We start from the raw sequence: 20817 nt of genomic DNA on the forward strand, positions 1-20817 counted from the left end.
CGCCGAGTGCAACGCACCCGACGCCCGCTCTCGTGCAGCGCGACTACTGCACCGCGAGCGTCCAGCCGCCATCCGCGGTCACGGTGATGACCGACGGTCCCGAGCTGCGCGGCACCGTGCCGGAGTAGGCGCCGATGGTGTTGACGAGCAGTCCCATCGAGAACATCTCTGCGGTCTCCTCGATGACCACGAAGTTGCGCTCGCCCGCGTGCGTGGCAACGAGCGCTCCGGCGTCGCCGTTGTAGAGGAAGACGGCGTCGCCCGAGCCGGTCGGGGCGACTTCCGGAGCGGCCGAGAGCGGGGCGATGGTCAGCTCCCACGGGCCATCGGCGGTGATCTGCACGCGCACGCCCTCGCCGAACGAGTTCATGCCGAACGCGGTCTGGCCGCTGTACGTGCCGATCGTGTTGACCAGCAGGTCCCCCGTCGACTCGTTGTTGGCGTCGAGCACCTGGATGACGAAGTTTCGTGCGCCGCTGTGCGTTGCCGTCACCATCCCGACAGAGCCGGGCAGCTCGACGATGGAGTCGCCAGCGCCCGCCTGCGTGATCGGCTCGAACGTGCCGAAGGTGTCGTCCGCCCAGTCGGCGGCCGCGTTCGCAGGCGCTGCCTCGGCTGCGGGCTCCTCGGTCGCGAGCTCCTCAGCCGCAGGCTCGGCGACGGGCTCCACGAGCGACTCTTCGGCGGCGTCGGGCTCCGTCACCGGAGTCGCCGGTGCGGATGCGGCCGGTACGGCCACGGGCGCGCGGCTCGCCGCCGTCGCGCCGTTCACCGCACCGAGGATCATGCCCAGCACGATCCATGCGGCCGTGACGATCCACGCGATCTTCTTGTACCGGTCGTAGAAGGCGAGCGGCCGGCGCTGCTTGTCGGTCTGGTTGCCCGTGAGCGTGATGATGAGATCGACGAGCCACCAGATGCCGAAGCCGCCGAGCGTCAGCAGCTTCGCGATGCCCGTGCCGATCTTGCCGAGGTAGAAGCGGTCGATGCCGAGGACGCCGACGAGCAGCGCGAGCAGCCACGTGACGAGGAAGCTCTTGAGCGGCGGCTGGCCGCCGAACTGCGGCGCGGGAGCGTAGCCCGGCGTCGGGGCGTAGCCAGGTGCCGGGGCGTAGCCCTGCGCGGCGGCGTGGCCAGGGGCCGCATCGAAGCGTGGGTCGAGGGACTGCGGCGCAGCGCCGAAGCCCTGCGGAGGAGGAATGCTGGTCATGGTCTCTCTCGGTACATGGAGTGCCCGGCGGCCTGGGGAGCCATGGGCGAGGAACCGGCCAAAAGGTGAGATCCTCTCGGCCTTGTTCTGACGGTACGAAGGGCCACTGACACAGCCATCGCCCGAGCACGTCCGGTACCGATCCGCGGGAGCGGCGGCGGCTGACCCGCCATCCGGTGCAGGAGACGCGATGCCCGCCGGCAACGCGCCTGCCCGCCGGCAACGCGCCTGCCCGCCGGCAACGCGCCTGCCCGCCGGTACCGATTCGCGGGTGCAGGCGCCGTCCACCCGCAGATCGGTGCAGGGTCGACCCGGAGCGGCTCTAGCCCGCGCCGAGCCCCATCGGGGCGACGAGCAGCCCGCGGTCCTCGCGCATCCAGATCTGGCCCGTCTCCCGCTTCTGCGCACGCGTCGCGAAGCGGTACCGGTACACGCGCGCCCGCACCCACCGCGGCCGCTCCCCGTCGAAGGGGTCGTGCCCCAGCAGCCGCAGCGTCGGCGCATCCGCCTCGAGCAGCCGCACGAGCAGCACCCGGAACCACGTGCCGTACTGCCCGAGCGCCAGGAACCACATCAGCCAGTCGAGCCGCAGGTGGTACGGGGCGAACCAGCCCGGCACCCGCCGCACGTCGCCGGGCTTGCCCTTGAAGCCGTACTCGACCCAGTCGTCGTCGCCCGGGGCATCCGCCATCGTGCCCTCGATCACGATCTCGTCGCGCCGCTTCGTGACCGTGCCGAACGCGCCGTAGGCGTTCGCAAGCCGCAGCCGGTTGAACGACGCGTTCATCATCTGCCGCTTCGAAGCCAGATTGCGCACCGACGGGATCGAGAGCCAGACGTACGCAAGGAAGACGAGACCGATGAGGATGCTCCACCACACGGGCGTCGGCGCGTACTCGCGCTCGGCAGGCCACGTCGGCAGCAGCCACGCCACCACCCGGTCGTCGACCGCCGCGAATCCCAGCACGATCGTGATCCAGTTGAGCCACGCGAAGTTGCCGGTCAGCACGAGCCAGCCCTGCGTGAGGATCATGATGGCGGCCGACACGGTCATGATCACACCGAGCACCGCGGTCACCGCCGCCCCGTCACCGCCGACCGAGCCGATCGCACCGATCGCGCTCACGAGCAGCACCCACGGCGCCACGAGCTGCGCGAAGTGGTTGCCCAGCACCTCGGCCCGGTGCCACCACGCGGGCGCGAGGTGCGCCCAGCGGCTGATCGGGTTCGGCATCGGCTGCGTCTCGTGGTGGAACATGAGCGCCGTCAGGTCGCGCCATTCGCGGCCGCCGCGCATCTTGATCATCCCGGCGCCGAACTCCAGCCGGAACACCAGCCACACGATCAGCAGCAGCGCGAGCGTCGGGGGAGCGACCGCATTCGACCCGAGGAACGCCACGAGGAAGCCCGCCTCGCACAGCAGCAGCTCCCAGCCGAAGCCGTAGAACACCTGACCGATCGGCAGGATCGAGAGGTAGACGATCCACAGCACCAGGAAGGCGAGCAGCGGCAGCCACGGCGGGCCGAGCTGCGGCAGCCCCGCGACGAGCGCGAGCGCGATCGCGATGCAGACGAGGCAGAGGATGCGCAGGAAGCGGTCGGAGTAATGCCACCGGAAGATGCTCGGCTGGCCCTCGAGCCCGCCGGCGTCGATGTAGCGCGGGGCGGGGGAGAGGCCGCGCTCGCCCAGCAGCGCGGGGAACTGCATGAAGGTCGAGAGGAACGCGACCGCGAAGATCGCGGCCGTGCCGCGCTGCAGCACCTGCCGCGCGAGCTCGGCGTGCGGTGCCTCGAGCCAGCCGATGATCGCGACCAGATCCATGTCACACCGCGCGCCGGTCCGACCTGCTCATCGTTCCCGTGTCCATCACCGTCCACCTCCGTCGTCGGTCCCGACGGCCAGGGTCGCGCGTTCGACTGCTCGGATCAAGCGCCGAGCCGCGGAGCTCGGGATCGAGGCTTTTGGGGTGTTGACCACCTGCAATCGCCCGAGGATGCTGAAGCCGATTCCTCTTCTCGGACAAGGGCGGCGCAGATGCGACCACGCTCGAAGGTCGACCGCACGGTCGCCGCCGAAGACACCGACCATCCCCTTCAGTCTGCGCTGCTCGAGCGCCGATCGCCGGGGCTCGCCGCGGCGAGCACGCCATGAGGGTCAGCGGCCTCGTCCTCGATCTGCGCGGCGTGGCCCGCCCGGGGCTGCAGGTCGAGGCGCTCGACCGCGACCTCGACGGCACCGTGCGCCTCGGCTCCGCGACGACCGATGCGGATGGTCGGTTCGTCATCGAGTACGACCTGTCCGGCCGCGATGGCAAGCAGGCCGCGGACCTCGAGCTGCAGGTCGTCGATCAGCGCGGCGGTGAGAAGCCATTGGCTCGGACCGCGACGCGCTACTCGGCCGACGTCGACGTCGAGCTGAACGTCGCGGTGGATGCCGCCGCGCTGGCTTCGCTGCCCGAGCACGTGCGGCTGCGCGCCGCGATCGCCCCCATCCTCGGCGACCGCGAGCTCGCCGGGCTCGACCCGGAGGCGGTCTCGTACCTGGCCCACCGCAGCGGGTGGGACCCGCGACTGATCGCCATGGCCGCTCAAGCGGAGGAGATAGAGGGGCAGGCCAGGATCCCGGCGGGGCAGGCGTACGCGCTGCTGCGCGCCGGGTTGCCCTCGGCGCCAGAGCTGCTGGCGTCCGTCTCGGACGACGCGGTCCTCCGCGCGCTCGACCAAGCGCAGGCATCCGGGGTCGTCGAGGCCGATCCGCGCGCGGTCAAGCGCACGCTCGCGCTGCACAAGCAGCGAGCCGAGTCGCAGCTGCTCAGGGTTCCTTTGCCCGGCGCGACCTCGTCGCTCGACGACATGCTGTCGGTGCGGCTCGACGAGCAGCAGAAGCAGCAGTTCGTGGAGGTCTTCCGCGGCGTGCGCGGCGACCCGGAACGGCTCTGGGGGAGTCTGGGCGAGCAGGGCTTCGATGAGCGCACCGTGGCCGCACTGCAGACAGATGCCGTCCTGGGTGGGATCACTCGGCAGAACGCTCCTGTGGTCCGCAGGCTCGTGGAGTCCCCATGGTTCGGGCGCCCCGCTGACATGGCTGTGGCCGGGCTGTATGAGCCGAAGGCCTGGGATGACCTCGTCGGCGATGACGTGCCAGCGGGCCTCACCAAGGAGACCTACCTCCAGGCGTTGGCCGCCCAGGTGGATCTGCGCTACCCGACCCATGTCGCCGCGGCTCTGGCACGCCGCGACGAGCTGCGGCTCGGACCCGCGACCGAGGAGGTGGCTGGGTTCCTCACCGCTGCGGCTGACGAGCACACCATCGGCCGGTCGCCCGTCAAGCGCTGGACGGGATTCGAAGGGCTCGGCGAAGAAGCCAGGGCCGGAGTGCTCCGGCTCGAGCGGCTCTACCAGATCACTCCGACGCACGAGGCGACCCTCGCGCTCGCGGCCAGCGGCATCGGCTCGGCGCGCGAGATCGTCTCCATGACGTCGGCGCAGTTCGTCGCAGCCCATGCACAGCGACTCGGGGGCGAGGAGAAGGCGATCGAGATCCACCGGCGCGCGCAGACCGTGCACGCTGCTGCCGTCAACCTCGCGGTGACCTACCTGACGCAGCGCACGACACCGCCCGTGTACGCGGTCATGGGTGCGGGGTCCGACACCGGGAACGCGATGGTGATCGCCGACGAGAGCCCTGCAGCCACGCTGGAGGCCCTGTTCGGCGCGTTCGAGTACTGCGACTGCTCCGAGTGCCGATCGGTCCTCGGTCCCGCGGCGTATCTCGTCGAGCTGCTCGAGCTGCTCGACGTCAGCGACGATGCCCGCGCGCTCGAGAACCCGTTGACCGTGCTGCTGGATCGTCGTCCCGATCTTCAGCACCTACAGCTGAGCTGCGAGAACACCACGGTCGCGTTGCCGTACATCGATGTCGTCAACGAGATCCTCGAGCACTCGGTCGTGCACGGCAGCCTCACTGCCTACACGGGTCACGACGTCGCGCCCGATGCCGAGACCGCGGACCTGCTGGCGGACCCCCAGTTCGTCGAGGACGCGGCATACACGGCGACCGCGAGCGCGGTGTTCCCCTACGAGCTGCCCTTCGACATGCCGCTCGCGAGCCTGCGGCTGCTGCTGCAGGCGTGGGACACGACGCTCGCGGATGCGCTCCTCGCCGTCGGCGATGTCGCGGGCTCCCGGCGCGAGCGGCTGGGCCTCAATGCCGGCGATCTGGCCGCGTTGACGTCGGTCGCCGACCACAGCCTCGCGGAGCACCTGGGTGAACCCGTCGGAACGGACGCCGCTGCCATCAACGCCTCCCTCGGGGCGGCCCGGCAGCTCACACGGCGGCTCGGCATCGACTACCTGGACCTCACCGCCCTGCTGAGGACCGAGACGGTCAACCCCGCTGTCTCCGTGCTGGCGGCCTTCGAGGCCACCGGCCTCGGATTCGCCGAGCTGCGCCAGTTCATCGACGGCTCGCTCACGGCTGCCGACGTCGAGACCGCCCTTCCGGCCGGTCTCGATCGCAGTGCGTATGGCAATGATGTGCCGGCCTGGCTCACCGCCCAGGGCCCGCACCTATTGAGACTCGTCGTCCTCGCCGGGCCGAACGAAGCCGCGTTCGGGGACCTGCGGCTGCGGTACGCCGACCCCTCGGCCGCCGACGGGCTCGACGAGCTCACGTGGCACCTGATCCACCGCTTCATCCGATTGCAGCGGCGGACCGGTCATGCGACGGCGGCGCTCGATCGCCTGCTGACCACGCACTTCGGAGTGCCGCCGGGCGCGGTCACACTCGCGAACCTCGACGACGTCTGGACTCGTGCACTGCGCGCGACCGGCGCGATCGAGGAGCTCTTCGAGACGCACGGGGTCTCTGCCCGAGCTCGCGCCGATTGGCTCGCGCTGTGGCCCGAGCGCACGCCCGGCGCGACCCCGACCGCCCAGCCGACCCCTCCGGCGCCGGCGGAGCGCCGGTTGCACCTCGCGCGCCTCCTGAAGGCGGGCTCCGCCGACGTCGCGACGCTCATCGAGCTGAGCGGCGCGGACCCGTTCGCCGACGACCTCGACCAGCCGTCACCCTCCCTGCTCCGCTTCGTCGCGCTGTGGAAGCTCCTCAAGTCGGCGCGGCTCAAGCTGGTCGATCTCGACTACCTCCTGCGTCACCACGACCAGGTCGGCGGTCTCGTGCCGACGGAGGCAGCGGCTCGCGCCGGATTCAGGAACCTCCGCGACGCTCTCGCCGCCGTCGACGCCGAGCTCGCCGTCGCCACGGCCGACCCTGACCTCACGTCCGCCGTCACCCGGGTGGGGCAGCTGCACGACCCCATCACGACCGAGCGCTTCTTCGGGCTGCTCGACGGCGGCATCCGCTACACGGCGCCGCTCGTGTCGCTGGTCGACGATCTGCCGGCGCCGGTCTCGGCGGTGGCGCCGGGGCTCGCCATCGACGCGTTCGACAACGTCCTCGCCCACGTCGGCATCATGCCGCCGGCCGTCGCCACCGACGTCAAGGCAGCGGCCGATGCGCTGACGCTCGCCGACGTGGACGCAGCGTCGGTGCCCGATGCGGCCGCGCTCCAGGCCTTCGTGACCGCGCTGAAGGCCGCGACGGATGCGCTTGTGGCTGACGGCCAAGCAGACGTCGACGGACTCGCCGTCGAGGCTCCGGCCCTGGCCGGTGCCCTGGCCCTCGCTGCCGCCGTCGAGCCAGCGGAGCGGCCCGCGGCCGTGATGGCCGCGATCCTGCCCGAGCTGCGCCGAACGCTGCGGGCCGGTGCAGTGCGGGCTGCCCTCGGCGCGGTCACTGGAGCCACCCCGGAGGTCCTCGCCGCACTCATCGACGATCCGGCCGTCATGCCGGCCCTCGGCGATGCGTCCAGGCCGGTGCTCGACGACCTGCTCGACGCAAGCAGCCCCGTCGACCTGAGCGCCGACGGCATCCACGAGGTGCTGCTCGATCCGCCGTCGGGAGGCGATGTGCAGCTCTGGGTCAGCGCGCCGGAGGGGACGACCGTCGCCCTCGCCATCGGCCCGGATGCCGATAGCACTGGTGTCGCGACCGTCGCGGTGCCGACGGTGACGGTCGGCGCTGCCGGGGAGGTCCGCGCGCCCGCGGCTGTCGCGATGCCCGCGGGCCGGTTGGCGCTTGCCACCCTCACCGTCGCTGCGCTTCCCGCAGGTGGAACGGTGCGGCTCGCGTGGCGGACGCGCGGTACCGCTCGGGAGCCGGTGCCCGCCGCCCGGATCGCGTCGTCGACGGTGTTCGAGTCGGTTCGCACCGCCGCGCTGCGAGTCTCCAAGGCCGTCGCGCTGACGAAGATCCTGGCGCTGACACCCGCGGAGATCAGGCATCTGGGCGGCATCGAGCCGAGCACGAAGAGCGTCTTCGCGGCGCTCGCCGTCGACGCAACGACTCCTGCCGGCGACGTTCGCGCCCAGCTCGCGCGCGTGAGAGCGCTGGCGTGGTTCGTCGCCCTCCGAGCCGAGCACGAGCCGGATCCCGACACGCTCGTCGGCTTGCTGCGCGAGCCGGCGCGCGCCACCCCGCAGGGAACGCCGGTGCTCGCCGAGGTGCTCGGCTGGAGCGCCGCCGACGTCCCAGCGGCGCTCACCAGGGCAGGGCTGAACCAGGGCGACCTCGGCAGCCTCGCAAATCTCGAGCGGATCGCACCGCTCTTCGACCTGCTGACCACGACGCTGCAGCCGGCCTTAGACCTGTTCGCGTGGGTGACCGCGGCACCGACGGCCGTGGATGCGGCGGGGATCCGCGCGTCGCTGCGGGCTCGCCTGGGCCCGCTCGCGTGGCGCGAGACGCTCACGAACGTCAACGACACCTTGCGCACGCAGCGGCGCGACGCACTCGTGGCCCACGTGCTGCATCACGATCCGCCCACGGCGTCGGTGCGCACGGCAGATCAGCTGTACGAGCACCTCCTGGTGGACGTGCAGATGGGCTCGTGCGCCAGCACCTCGCGGATCCGGCTGGCGCTGTCGAGCGTGCAGCTGTTCGTGACCCGCTGCCTCCTCGGCCTCGAGCCGAGGGTCGACCCCGGGTCGATCGATCCGAAGCACTGGTCCTGGATGCAGCGGTATCGGGTATGGGAGGCCAACCGCCGAGTGTTCCTCCACCCCGAGAACTGGCTCGAACCCGAGCTGCGCCCCGACAAGTCGCCCTTCTTCCGGGAGCTCGAGGGCGACCTGCTCAAGGCCGACATCACGGACGAACTCGCCGAAGAGGCCTACCTCTCGTATCTCAAGAAGCTCGACGACGTCGCGAAGCTCGAGATCGTCGGTGCCTGGCTCGACCAGCGCACGCGCAACGCGCCGGGAGACGACGTGCTGTACGTCGTCGGCAGGACCAACGGCAGCAGCCGACAGCATTACCTCAGGCGCCGCGAAGGCCGGTACTGGACGCCGTGGGAGAAGATCTCCCTGCCCATCTCGGGAGACATCGTGCTGCCGGTGGTGTGGAAGCAGCAGCTGTACATCTTCTGGGTCCAGGCCATGCCCAAGCCCGACGAGGCTGACCGGAGCCAGACCCCGAGCGCGATGGGCGAGACCGCCTGGGGTGACAACGCCACGACCGGCGCTGAGATCGGATTCGGCTGGGGCGAGTACTACCGGGGGCGCTGGACCTCGCCGAAGTCGTCGGAGCTGTCCGAGCCGGTCAGGCTGACCGGTCTCGAAGAGTTCGATGCCTCGAGGCTCGTGGTCCTCCCGCACACCGAGCGGCCGGCAGGGGTGTCGGAGCGCCTCGTCTTCGATGTCTACTATCGCTCGGCCAAGGTGACGCACTTCAAGGTGACGTTCACCAGCAAGCACCGCGCCCCCCACGTCGCCTCGGCCTCGACGCCGGCGTTCGCCGAGAACCCGATGCAGCACTTCAGGCCAGTCAACGAGGCATCGGTGGCCGACAGGTACGTGAGCAATGCGCTGCGCCGCCGGGTCCGCACCCTCGACACGGTCGTCGACCAGCCGCCCGCCGCGGTGAACGACGAGAAGGGGCAGGTGGTGTTCACGAAGTCCGGAGCGATGCTCCCGGGGTTCTCGGTCCGGCCGCTGCTGCACCCGGTGGAGGACCCCTTCGAGGTGCCGTTCTTCTACGACGACGAGCACGCCACATTCTGGGTGACCGTCGACGCGACGACCTTCCGCGAGGATCGCTACTACTTCGACCTGGACGCCATTGACCTCGACGTCCCGCTGCTGATCGAGAAGTCCGTCCTCCCCGACAAGTACGGCCCGGTCATCAAGGTCGCGAACGACGTGCTGCCGCAGCGCGACGCGGTGATGGGTGACGACGTGCTCCGCCTCGCCCTCGACGAGACGCCGGACACGCTCCCGTTGGCCATCGCGACGCGGCGGACGGTCGCCTATCGAGGAGTGGAGCTCGACGCCGAGGGCATCGCCGAGACGAGGAGGACGCAATGACCGACAAGCACCTGGTCGGCTATCACCTCTCCGACACCGTGTCGATGGTGCTCGAGCAAGCCGAGCTGAGCGGCTTCGTCTTCCAGCAGCCCGACAAGCGCGCGGAGCGCTACACCGTGCACGCCCACTACCACCCGTACACCGATGAGCTGATCGAGAAGCTCACCACCGACGGGCTCCCGGCGATGCTGCAGCCGCAGTACCTCGAGACGCTGGTGCAGTCGCTCGTGCCCGGGCGCTACTCCCCATCCTCCTCGGTGCAGGGCGAGTTCCCCGTCGACGAGATCGACGTCAGCGACGACGGTCCGTACGCGGGCTACAACTGGGAGCTCTTCTTCCATGCGCCGCTCGCGGTGGCAGTGCACCTCAGCAAGAACCAGCGCTTCCTCGAGGCGCGCCGCTGGTTCCACTTCATCTTCGACCCCACGGAGCAGGACAAGAGCCAACCGGTGCCGCAGCGGTTCTGGAAGTTCCTGCGGTTCCGCCAGGAGACCGATCCCGAGTTCATCGTCGAGCTGCTCGAGAAGCTCGCGGCCCCCGAGGACTCGGAGATCAAGCGCCGGATGACCGAGGCGATCGACCAGTGGCGCGACCGGCCCTTCGAACCGCACGTCATCGCGCGCGGCCGGTACCTGGCCTACCAGCTCAACGTGATCATGAAGTACCTCGACAACCTCCTCGCGTGGGGCGACAGCCTGTTCCGCCAGGACACCATCGAGACGCTCAACGATGCCACCCAGCTCTACGTCCTGGCCGCCAACCTGCTCGGGCCTCGGCCAGCCAGGGCGCCGGCTCGAGGCACCGTCCGGCCCCGCACCTATGCCCAGCTGAAGGCGGCCGGCATCGACGCCTTCGGCAACGCCCTCGTCGCTCTCGAGAACGAGTTCCCCTTCGACGCGGCCACGTCGGGCGCCGCGGGCGGTGCTGCGGGCGGCGGGGGACCCGGGGGTGGCCCCGACGCGGAGTCGGTGTTCGGGATCGGCCGGTCGCTCTACTTCTGCGTGCCGCCGAACGACAAGCTGCTGGGCTACTGGGACAAGGTCGCCGATCGGCTGTTCAAGATCCGCAACTGCATGAACATCGAGGGCGTCGTGCGACAGCTGCCGCTCTTCGAACCGCGGATCGATCCGGGCGTGCTGGTGAGCGCCGCCGCGGCCGGGCTGGATGTCGCCGCGGTCGCGGCCGGGCTCAACCAACCCGTCTCCACCGTGCGCGGGCCGCTGCTGCTGGCCAAGGCCCAGGAGATCACCACCGAGGTGCGAGGCCTCGGACAGGCCATGCTCGCCGCGATCGAACGGGGGGAGGCAGAGCACCTGGCGACCCTGCGGCATCAGCACGAAGGCGTGATCGCGGGGCTGACGCAGGACGTGCGCTTCCTGCAGTGGAAGGAGGCGGAGGCCGCCACCGAGGCCCTGCTGACGGCGCGCGCCACGGTCTTCGAGCGCTATGCCCACTACAAGCGGATCCTCGGCGTCGGTCAGAACGACATCGACGCGCAGAAGGTGGTGACGCTCGTCCGAGAGGAGCTCAGCGCAGAGACGTTCGACACCGCGTTCGCCGCACTCGTGCAGGGCTACGTTCGAGCGCTGCCCCGCGAGGCGTATCGCAAGGAGTCGACCGTCGGCGGGCTCATGGAGTTCGCCGGTGAGGCCGTCACGTCACTCGTGGGCGGGAGGCTCGGCGACACGCTGCCGCTGAACAAGAACGAGAACGCCGAGCTCAACATCTTCCTGCCGACGGCCGACACCTTCGGAACCCTGTCGCTGATCATGAAGGGCGTCAGCGCGATTATGGCCTACATCCCGCAGTTCGATGCTCACGCGACTCCCATCGGAGTCGGCGTGGCAGCGGGCTTCGGCGGCGTGCAGCTGTCGAAGGGCACCAGTTACCTCTCCGACGGTGCGAGCAAGATCCAGGCGGCGTTCCGGGACAGCGCCGACAGGGCCGCGAAGCTCGCGCAGTACTACCGGCGCGCCGAGGACTACGTGCTGCAGGCGAACATCGCCACCGCGGAGCTCGAGGGATACGGCCGCCAGATCCTGACGGCGCTGCTGCGCGAGCAGGTCGCCAGGAGCGAGTACGACGTGACGTCGAAGAGCGTCGAGCAGCACGCCGCGATCACGGAGTTCCTCGAGCAGCGGTTCACGACCGAGGAGCTCTACACGTGGATGCACGGCGAGCTCTCCACGCTCTTTCACGACGCCTACTCCTTCGCGGTCGACGTGGCGCGCAAGGCCGAGCAGACCTTGAAGCACGAGGTGATGCGGCCGGAGCTCGACGCGCAGTCGTTCGTGTCGTTCAACCACTGGGATGCCGGCCGGGGCGGGCTGCTCGCGGGCGAGCGGCTGGCGCTCGAGCTCAAGCGGCTCGAGCTGGCCTACCTCGAGCAGGACCGGCGCGAGTACGAGCTCACGAAGCACGTGTCGTTGGTGCGACTGGATCCGTTCTCCCTGCTGCGGCTCAAGGCGACCGGCTCGTGCGAGGTGGACATCCCCGAGTGGGTCTACGACCTCGACTCCCCGGGGCAGTACCTGCGACGCATCCGGTCGGTCGGTGTCACGCTTCCCGCTGTCGTCGGGCCGTACGCGGGAGTGCACGCCAAGGTGTCGCTGCTGCGCAGCAGCGTGCGCACGTCGTCGCTGCTCGGTGACGGGTATGCGCGGTCCGACCCGGACGATCGGTTCCGCGACTACGGCGGCGCCATCCAGTCCGTCGTCACGAGCGGCGTGCGAGAGGACACGGGCACGTTCGATCCTGCCTCCCGCGATGACCGCAGGGCGCCCTTCGAGGGAGCGGGTGCGATCAGCACCTGGCGACTGGAGCTCCCTGGCGGCGTGCCGCAGTTTGACGTGTCGACGCTCTCCGACGTCGTGCTCACGATCCGCTACACCGCGCGAGAGGCCGGACACCTCGCGGCTCCGGCGGTCTCGGCGCTGCGCGAGGACGTCGTCGAGCAGCCGGGCGCACTCGTCCAGCTGCTCGAGCTGCCCGGCGCGTTCGCTGTCGAGTGGCAGCGGTTCGCCGAGGCCGCGACGGATGCCGTCCGGGTGCTCGAGCTGCAGCTGGGCGTCGATGACTTCCCATACTGGGCCGGCAGCGCGGGCATCGTCGACGACCTGGTGCTCGCCTTCGCGGTCGTCGACCTGGAGAAGCGGAAGCTCGCGGTCGCGCCCACGAGCATCCCGCTGACGGGGGATGCCGACGCGGGATGGGCGCTCCGCGTCGACTCCGGCTCTCCCGTCTTCGCCTTCCTCAAGAAGCACAGGGCGTCGACGGTGCACGCCCTTGTGAGCTACGCGCTCGAGCCATGAGCGAGACCGGCCACCAGGTCGCCTCGCAGCCCGGGGCGACCGGTGGGAAGGGCGGGGGCGCTTTCGCCGTCCAGGCGCCGGCCGTCTCTCGGCCCACGGGCGGCGGTGCGGTGCGCGACACGGGCGAGACGTTCGCGGCGAATCCCGTGACCGGCAGCGTCAGCCTGCAGGTCGCGGTGCCGACGAGCCCCGGGCGCTCGGGCTTCGGGCCGGAGCTGGCACTGCGGTACGACTCTGCCACCGGCAACGGCCCCTTCGGGATCGGCTGGTCGCTCGACCTGCCGAGCGTCAGCCGCCGCACCGAGCAGGGTCTGCCCCGCTATCTCGACGATGCCGACACCACGGATCCGCGCATCGACACGTTCGTGCTGGGCGCGGAGGACCTCGTGCCAGAGCTCGACAGGGACGCGGCCGGCGCTCTCGTGCTGCAGGACGGCGAGCCGGTGGTCTTCGACCGGCCCCGCACGATCGCCGGCGGCCGCTGGCGGGTCCGTCGCTACCGCCCGCGGATCGAGGGCGCGTACAGCCGCATCGAGCGGTGGACGAACGTCGCTGATGCCGCCGACGTGCACTGGCGCACCTGGTCCACCGACAACGTGCTCACCGTCCTCGGCCTGGACGAGGAGTCGCGCGTGTTCGATCCGGCGGATCGCAGGCGGATCTTCCGCTGGCTCGTGAGCGAGCAGCGCGACGATCAGGGCGAGATGATTTGGTTCCGCTACCGCGGCGAGGACGGGCGGGGAGCCGACCTCGCCGCGGCGCACCAGCGCAACCGCGGCCCGGCCCGCGACCAGCGGCGCTCTGCCGAGCGGCTCCTGACATCGGTGCTCTACGCGAACCGCGCACCACTGCTCGACGCCGGCGGTCGACGGCCGGTCTTCCTCACGCAGTCGCAGCGCGAGGCGGCGGATTGGATGTTCCAGGTCGTCCTCGACTACGGCGGGCACGACGACCACGCACCCGACCCTGCGGGCGGTGAGGAGTGGGAGCACCGGCCGGACGCGTTCTCGTCGTACAGGGCGGGGTTCGAGGTGCGCACCGCGCGGCGGTGCCGACGACTCCTGATGTTCCATCACGTGCCCGACGACCCGGCGGTCGGCCGGGACTGCCTCGTCGCGTCGCTCGACCTCGACTACGGCCCCGAGGACCGCGTGGTGAGCGCCCTTCGCAGCATCACCCGCGCGTCCTACCGCCGCACGCAGGGAGGGTACGACCGGGGCAGTCGACCGCCGCTCGACCTGGGGTACTCGCCGGTCGCGATCCACACGGACGTGCTGGCCGTCGACACCCGGGCGGCCCTCCTGCCTGAGGGCGTCGACGGCGCTCGCCACCGGTTCGTCGATCTCCACGGCGTCGGCGTGGCAGGGGTGCTGTCGGAGGAGGGCAGCGCGTGGCTGTACCGGGAGAATCTCTCGCCGCTCGGCGGGGACGTCTCGCTCGCCGCGCCCGTCCTCGTCGCGCCCCGACCGGGGCTCGCGCTCGCGGAGGCCCAGCTCGTCGACCTGACGGGCGACGGTCGCCCCGACGTCGCCACGGACGACGGCTACTTCCCGCACGACGAGCGGCGCGGCTGGCGCCCGTTCCGGGCATTCGGCTCGCGGCTCACGCGGGGGCTGTCCGATCCGCATTCCAGGCTCGTCGATCTGGATGGCGACGGCGAGCCCGAGCTGCTCGTGACCGAGGATGACGTGCTCGTCTGGCACCGGGGCCTCGGACCCGACGGGTTCGGCGCGGCGCAACGCGTCTCCGGCGTGATGGATGAGGACCGCGGGCCGCGCGTCGTGCTCGCCGAGCAGGACCTCTCGGTCTCGGTGCACCTGGCCGACATGAGCGGCGACGGGTTGCTCGACCTCGTCCGGGTCAGGCGCGGCGAGGTCTGCTACTGGCCGAACCTGGGGCACGGTCGCTTCGGAGCCAAGGTGACGATGGACACCGCGCCGCGGCCGGATCCGCCCGGCACCTTCGAGGCGACCCGCGTCCGCTTCGCCGACGTGGACGGCACCGGAGCGGCTGACCTGGTCTACCTCCACGCTGACGGCGTGCGGATCTACCGCAACGAGGCGGGCAACGCCTTCGCGGCCCCGGTCGTCCTGCCGCCGCTGCCGGTCGACGACCCCGCGCGCATCGCGGTGGTCGATCTGCTCGGCAACGGCACAGCTTGCCTCGTGTGGTCGTCGGCGATGCCGGGCGACGCGGCTCGGCCCATGCGGTGCATCGACCTCATGTGCGGCGGGAAGCCGCACCTGCTGGTGTCCGTCATGAACAACATGGGCGCCGAGACTCGGATCGACTACGTCCCGGCCGCGCGGTTCGCGCTGCTCGACGCGCGCGCCGGCAACCCGTGGCCCAGCCCGCCCGCATTCCCCGTCCAGGTCGTGCAGCGCGTCGAGACGCTCGACCGGGTCGCCGGGAACCGCTTCACGACGAGCTACGCCTACCACCGCGGCTGCTTCGACCCGTTCGAGCGGGAGTTCCGAGGGTTCGCGCTCGTCGAGCACTGGGATGCTGAGGAGCTGCTCGCGATCGCTGGGCGCCGGCCGGCCGCGAACGAGGATCCGGTCCACGCGACACCGCCGGTGCGTACCCGCACCTGGTACCACACCGGCACGCTCGACGGCGGCCCGCAACCGGCGGAGTGCTACCAGCCGGGCGGGGTGGCGGCACTCGACGCGCCCGCCCTCCCGATCGGTGTCGGGGGCGACGAGCTCCGTGACGCGACGCGCGCGCTGAAGGGGACGATGCTCCGGCAGGAGATCTATGCCGAGGACGCCGGTGTGGATCCGACGCCCGACCGCCTCGCCCGCTCCCGTACCCCCTTCACCGTCGAGATGCGTCGCCCGGCGCTTCGACGCATCCAGCCGCGCGTCGGGCCGCCGTCGAGGCGCGGAGCCGTCATCGCGGCACCAGCGCGAAGCTCGGCGGTCTACGCCGTCGATCCGGGCGAGATCCTGACCTGCTTCGTGGAGCGCGGCGCGGAGCCCAGGGTGCAGCATGCCTGCACCGTGGCGGTCGACGACTACGGCACGCCCACTCGGGAGGTGCTCGTCGCGTATGGCCGCGCCGTGCCCGATGGTGGCCTGCCGACCGACTGGGATCGTGCACGCCAGACCGCCACGCTGGCGACCGCGGCGATGTCGATGCTCACCAACCCGATCGACGGCCTGCGCACCTCGATCGACACCGATCCCGGCGCGCCGGGCTTCGGCGCGCACCCGGACGACTACCGGACCCCCGTCGAGGCAGAGCGGACGAGCTTCGCGGTGACCGGCCTGCCGTCGGGCTTGCTGACGGCCACGACCGCCGCGGCGATCTTCACGGGCGCCGAGGTGCCGTTCGACGGGGCGCCGGCACCCGGCGCACCTCGCCGACAGGTGCTCGAGCGGTCGAGAGTGCTCTACCGGCCAGACGACCTCGGCGCGGCGGAGGGCACGCCGTCAGCCCTGCTGTCGCTGGGCGAGCAGCAGCCGCTGGCGCTCGCCGGCGAGCGCTACCGGCTGGCGTACACGCCGGCCCTGCTCGCGGTCCTGCAGCAGCGTGACCCCACGCTCGACCCATCCACCGTCCTGCCGCAGCAGGGCTGCGTCGCAGGCGACGGCGAGGTGGCCGCGGGCCGATTCCCGATCACCGACGCTCCGGGAGCATGGTGGCTACGATCCGGACGCGCGTACCTGTCGCCCGACCCCGCGCATTCCCCCCTGCAGGAGCGTGCCTACGCGCTCGCCCACCACGCGCTGCCGTGCCGCATCGAGGACGCCTTCGGGGCAGCATCCATCGTCCGGTATGACGCCGACGACCTGCTGCCGGTGTCCACCACCGATCCGCTCGGCAGCACGACCTCGGCCGTCAACGACTACCGAGTGCTCGAGGCCACGGTCGTGACGGACTCCAACGGCAACGAGACGTCCTACGCGCACGATGTGCTGGGACGCCTGGTGGGCGTCGCGGTTGGGGGGAAGCCGGGGGAGCGCGCCGGTGACTCGCTCACGGGCTTCACCGAGGATCCCCCGGAGGCGGTGCTGCGCGCGTTCCTCGACGAACCGCATGCGCACGCGGTGGCCCTGCTCGGCCGGGCGACGACGCGGTTCGTGCACGACGAGACCGCGTTCCTCCGCACGCGGGACCGGCAGACGCCGGATCCGCCCGTCGTCGTGACGCTGCAGCGCGAGACGCACGACGCCGAGCTGGCCGCGGGCGAGTCGACGCGCATCGCGCTGCGGTTCGCCCACCTCGACGGCGTCGGTCGCGAGATGCAGGTCAAGGTCCCCGCAGAGCCCGGCGCCCTGCTCCCCGGCGGGCCGACGGTGCGCCGGTGGGTCGCGACCGGGTGGACGGTGCTCAACGCCAAGGGCGCGCCGGTGCGCAAGTACGAGCCCTTCTTCACCGGCACGCATCGGTTCGAGGCGGCCGTCGAGGTGGGGGTGAGCCCAGTCGTGTTCTACGACGCCCTCGGTCGCGGCGTCGCGACGCTGTTCCCGAACGGCACGTATCAGAAGACCGTGCTCGAGGCGTGGCAGCGCACGACCTACGATGCCGCAGACACGTGCACGGCGCGCGGGCTGCAGACCGGTGACCCCGCGACGGATGCCGATGTCGCCCCGCTCGTCGAGGCGTACCTCGCCGCGCACCCCTGGCAGGGCTGGTACGCCGCGCGAGCCGGTGGAGCCATGGGCGCCGATGAGCAGGCGGCGGCTCGGCAGGCGGCGGCGCACGCCGACACGCCGTCACGCGAGGTGCTCGACGTGCTCGGACGCCCGTTCCTGACGTCGGTGCGCAACCGCGTCGTGAGCCCGGACCACCCGCTCGACGGCACCGAGTCCACGCTGCACTCACGATCGGTCCTCGATCTCGAGGGTCAGGTGCTGGCCAGGCGCGACGCCGACACGAGTGGAGGCGACCCGTTGGGGCGGCTCGTGGTGCGCTCCACCTACGATGCCGCCGGGCGGCTGCTGCTCCTCGACAGCATGGAGGCCGGCAGCCGGTGGTCGTTGCGCGATGCCGCCGGCGAGCCGGTGCTGCTCTGGTCGAGCCGCGGCCATCGCTTCCGCACGGCGCGCGACCGATTGCGACGAGTCACGCAGGAGTGGGTGTCGGGAGCTGCCGGGGAGCGGCTCACGAAGCTCACCGTCTACGGGGAGCGCCGCGCCCTCGCGGCGGCGCACAACCTGCGTGGCAGCGGGTGGCTCGAGCTCGAGCCGTCGGGCCTGAGCTGGACCGACGATCGGGACTTCAAGGGCCGAGCGCGGAGCGTCGCGCTGCGGCTCCGCTCAGGACGCTCGGCCACCGCCGATTGGACGGCGGTGCTGACGGCGATCGGAGAAGGGCTCGTCGATTCCGTCGTCTTCATGGGTGCCGCCGAGCCGGAGCTCCAGTCGGAGACCTGGAGGAGGGCGGACACGCAGGATGCGCTCGACCGCGTCCTGCAGTCCGCCGGGCCATGGTCCGACGCCGCCGGCGCGACCGTGGATGTCGTGCGAACCGCCTACAACGAGGCGGACCTCATCGAGACGGTCGACGCGTGGCTCGCCCGCCCGACCGCGCCGGCGGACCTGCTCGATCCCGCGACGGCCGACGTGCACGTCGTCACCTCGGTCGAGTACGACGCTCACGGCCGGCGCATCCGCTTGGGCCGCGGCAACCGCACGTCGACCGCGTACAGCTATGACCCGAGCGCGCGGATGATGACGAGGCAGGTCACGACCCGTGATGTCTTGAGCTTCCCCGCGGATGCGGCAGATCCGCCACCGGCAGGGTGGCCGGGGAAGGAGGTGCAATCCCTCCGCCTGACGTACGACCCGGCCGGCAACATCACACGCGTGCGGGATGACGCGCAGCAGGCGATCTTCTTCCGCAACCGACGCGTCGAGCCGGGATCCGCGTACGTGTACGACGCGATCTACCGCCTCCTCACCGCCACCGGTCGCGAGCACCTGGGCCAGGCTGGGGCATCCCCTACGCCCCACTCGAGCACGGACGCCGGCCGGACGGGCCTGACCGATGGCGCGGGGTTCGCGCCCACCGACGGCACGGCGATGGGTGGCTACATCGAACGATTCGTCTATGACGCGGTCGGCAACCTGCGGGCGCTGCAGCACCGCGGTACCGACCCGGTGCACGCCGGCTGGACACGGAGCCACGACTATGCCGAAGCGAGTCGGCTCGAGAGCGGCCGGGTGAGCAACCGGCTGAGCAGCACCACAGTCGACGGGGTGACCGAGCGGCTCTCCTACGACGAGCACGGCAACGTCACCGTGCTGCCCGGCGTCGGCACGCTCAGCTGGGACGCCGAGGACCGGTTGGCGGGCGCGGAGCTGGGTCCGGGTCGCGGCGAGGCCGCCTACGACTACGACTCCGACGGGACGCGGGTGCGCGTGCTGCGCACCTCCCCGGATGTGGTCGAGGAACGGCTGCACCTCGGCGCCGTCGAGGTCTATCGCCGCCGCCGCGGCGGCGATCTGCTCGAGCGCCGGACGCTGGCGGTGCCGGGAGGCGACGGCGGTCGGGTGCTGATCGAGCACCGGACTGCAGACACGGCGGGTGCCGACCGGGCGCCCGCGAGGCTGGTGCGCTTCACGGTGCCGGATGCGCAGGGCTCCGTCGCGCTCGAGCTGGACGAAGCCGGCGGCCTGGTGTCGTACGAGGAGTACACGCCGTACGGGAGCACCACCTATCAGGCGGTGCGCTCAGCGCTCGACACCCCGAAGCGCTATCGGTTCGCGGGCAAGGAGCGCGATGACGGCACCGGCCTGTCGCACTTCGGCACCCGCTACTACGCCTCGTGGCTCTGTCGCTGGATCTCGACCGACCCCGCCGGCGTCGACGCCGGGATCAGCCTGTACGTGTACGCGGCCGCCAACCCGGTCCGGCTGCACGACGCCGCCGGAGCGGACTGGCGCGACGATCTGAACTGGGCGGAGCGGGCTGCGCTCTGGGTCGACGATCGCGTCCAGGAGTCGCCGGTCGCGCGCGGCATCGTCAACAACCTCGACAAGCGCGGACAAGCACTGATGAAGGCACCCGCCGCGATCAAAGAGAAGATCGAGCAGGACGGGGTCGGCGGATTGGTCGTCTCCATGGGGGCCGGCGTCAAGCACCTCGTGACCGACACCCTCGATGCCGCGGGAGACGTGGGCTACTACGGCGCCCAGGTCTACTTCGAGGGCGACGACGCGGCGAAGGAGAAGCTCGCCAGCCGATCCCTCGACATCGTGCTCAACATCGCCGATGTCGTGACGCTCGTCGACGGGGCGGGGGCCGCGAAGTCGGCGGTCGTCAGCGGCGGCAAGTCGGTGGTGCAGGGCGGGAAGGCGCTCGCGACGACCGTCAAGGAGGGCATGGAGGTGCTCGCCGACGGCGGCAGGCTGGCACCGGCCACCGGGGTCATGGGCTCCGGCGGCGGCACGTTGGTGGCGACGATGCCGAAGGTCGTGCTTCCGCCGGTGACGGCGGCCAAGACCGCGCAGATCCTGAAGACGGCGGAGACGGCGGGCTCGGGCGTCACGCTGGGCAAGTACAAGGTGGGTCCCCACAAGGGGATGCCGAAGCCGCGGCCGACGGGCACGGAGTCGCACCACGGCGTGATGAGCGCGTGGATGAAGAAGCACTTCTCGAAGTACAGCTCCGGTGACGCGCCTGCCGTGCTCATGCCCACGAAGGCGCACGATGCGACCCGCGGCATCTTCCCGCAGTGGAAGAAGGCGATGGCCGAGAAGATGGGCGGCGTCTTCGACTGGAAGAAGGTGACCGAGGCCCAGATCCGTGCACTGTCGGAGAAGATGTTCGACGCGGCGAAGGTTCCGGAAGCGGTCCGCAGGGAGTACTACAAGCAGTGGAACGCCTACAAGAAGTCGATCGCCAACTGACAGGAGCAGTGAT

Annotated in this window: 5 protein-coding genes; 3 read left to right on the top strand and 2 right to left on the bottom strand. The window is 71.1% G+C overall.

Annotated elements, in window-relative coordinates:
* Window positions 1-43: 43 nt before the first annotated feature.
* Complete coding sequence (locus ACLQ21_RS05855; protein ID WP_425662308.1) at window positions 44-1210, bottom strand: NINE protein; 1167 nt, start codon at window positions 1208-1210, stop codon at window positions 44-46.
* 322 nt (window positions 1211-1532) lie between these two features.
* Complete coding sequence (locus ACLQ21_RS05860) at window positions 1533-3032, bottom strand: lipase maturation factor family protein (RefSeq protein ID WP_425662309.1); 1500 nt, start codon at window positions 3030-3032, stop codon at window positions 1533-1535.
* A 326-nt stretch (window positions 3033-3358) separates the two neighbouring features.
* Between ACLQ21_RS05860 and ACLQ21_RS05865 the strand changes: the two genes are divergently transcribed.
* From ACLQ21_RS05865 to ACLQ21_RS05875, 3 genes are read left to right on the top strand one after another with little or no spacing between them, the layout of a single operon-like run.
* A complete protein-coding gene (locus ACLQ21_RS05865) occupies window positions 3359-9634 on the top strand; it encodes a neuraminidase-like domain-containing protein (RefSeq protein ID WP_425662310.1) in 6276 nt (2091 codons plus the stop codon).
* A complete protein-coding gene (locus ACLQ21_RS05870; RefSeq protein WP_425662311.1) occupies window positions 9631-12945 on the top strand; it encodes a hypothetical protein in 3315 nt (1104 codons plus the stop codon). The genes ACLQ21_RS05865 and ACLQ21_RS05870 overlap by 4 nt, the downstream gene beginning before the upstream one ends.
* Window positions 12942-20804, top strand: a complete 7863-nt coding sequence (locus tag ACLQ21_RS05875; RefSeq protein WP_425662312.1) for a SpvB/TcaC N-terminal domain-containing protein — start codon at window positions 12942-12944, stop codon at window positions 20802-20804. The genes ACLQ21_RS05870 and ACLQ21_RS05875 overlap by 4 nt, the downstream gene beginning before the upstream one ends.
* The last annotated feature ends 13 nt before the right edge of the window (window positions 20805-20817 follow it).

It is taken from the genome of Agrococcus sp. DT81.2 (assembly GCF_049844935.1).
Taxonomy (GTDB): domain Bacteria; phylum Actinomycetota; class Actinomycetes; order Actinomycetales; family Microbacteriaceae; genus Agrococcus.

Excerpts from the sequence above, each read along its gene's own strand:
- ACLQ21_RS05875 (WP_425662312.1), top strand. The coding sequence starts at position 12,942 with ATGAGCGAGACCGGCCACCAGGTCGCCTCGCAGCCCGGGGCGACCGGT.
- ACLQ21_RS05855 (WP_425662308.1), bottom strand. The coding sequence starts at position 1,210 with ATGACCAGCATTCCTCCTCCGCAGGGCTTCGGCGCTGCGCCGCAGTCC.
- ACLQ21_RS05870 (WP_425662311.1), top strand. The coding sequence starts at position 9,631 with ATGACCGACAAGCACCTGGTCGGCTATCACCTCTCCGACACCGTGTCG.
- ACLQ21_RS05865 (WP_425662310.1), top strand. The coding sequence starts at position 3,359 with ATGAGGGTCAGCGGCCTCGTCCTCGATCTGCGCGGCGTGGCCCGCCCG.
- ACLQ21_RS05860 (WP_425662309.1), bottom strand. The coding sequence starts at position 3,032 with ATGGATCTGGTCGCGATCATCGGCTGGCTCGAGGCACCGCACGCCGAG.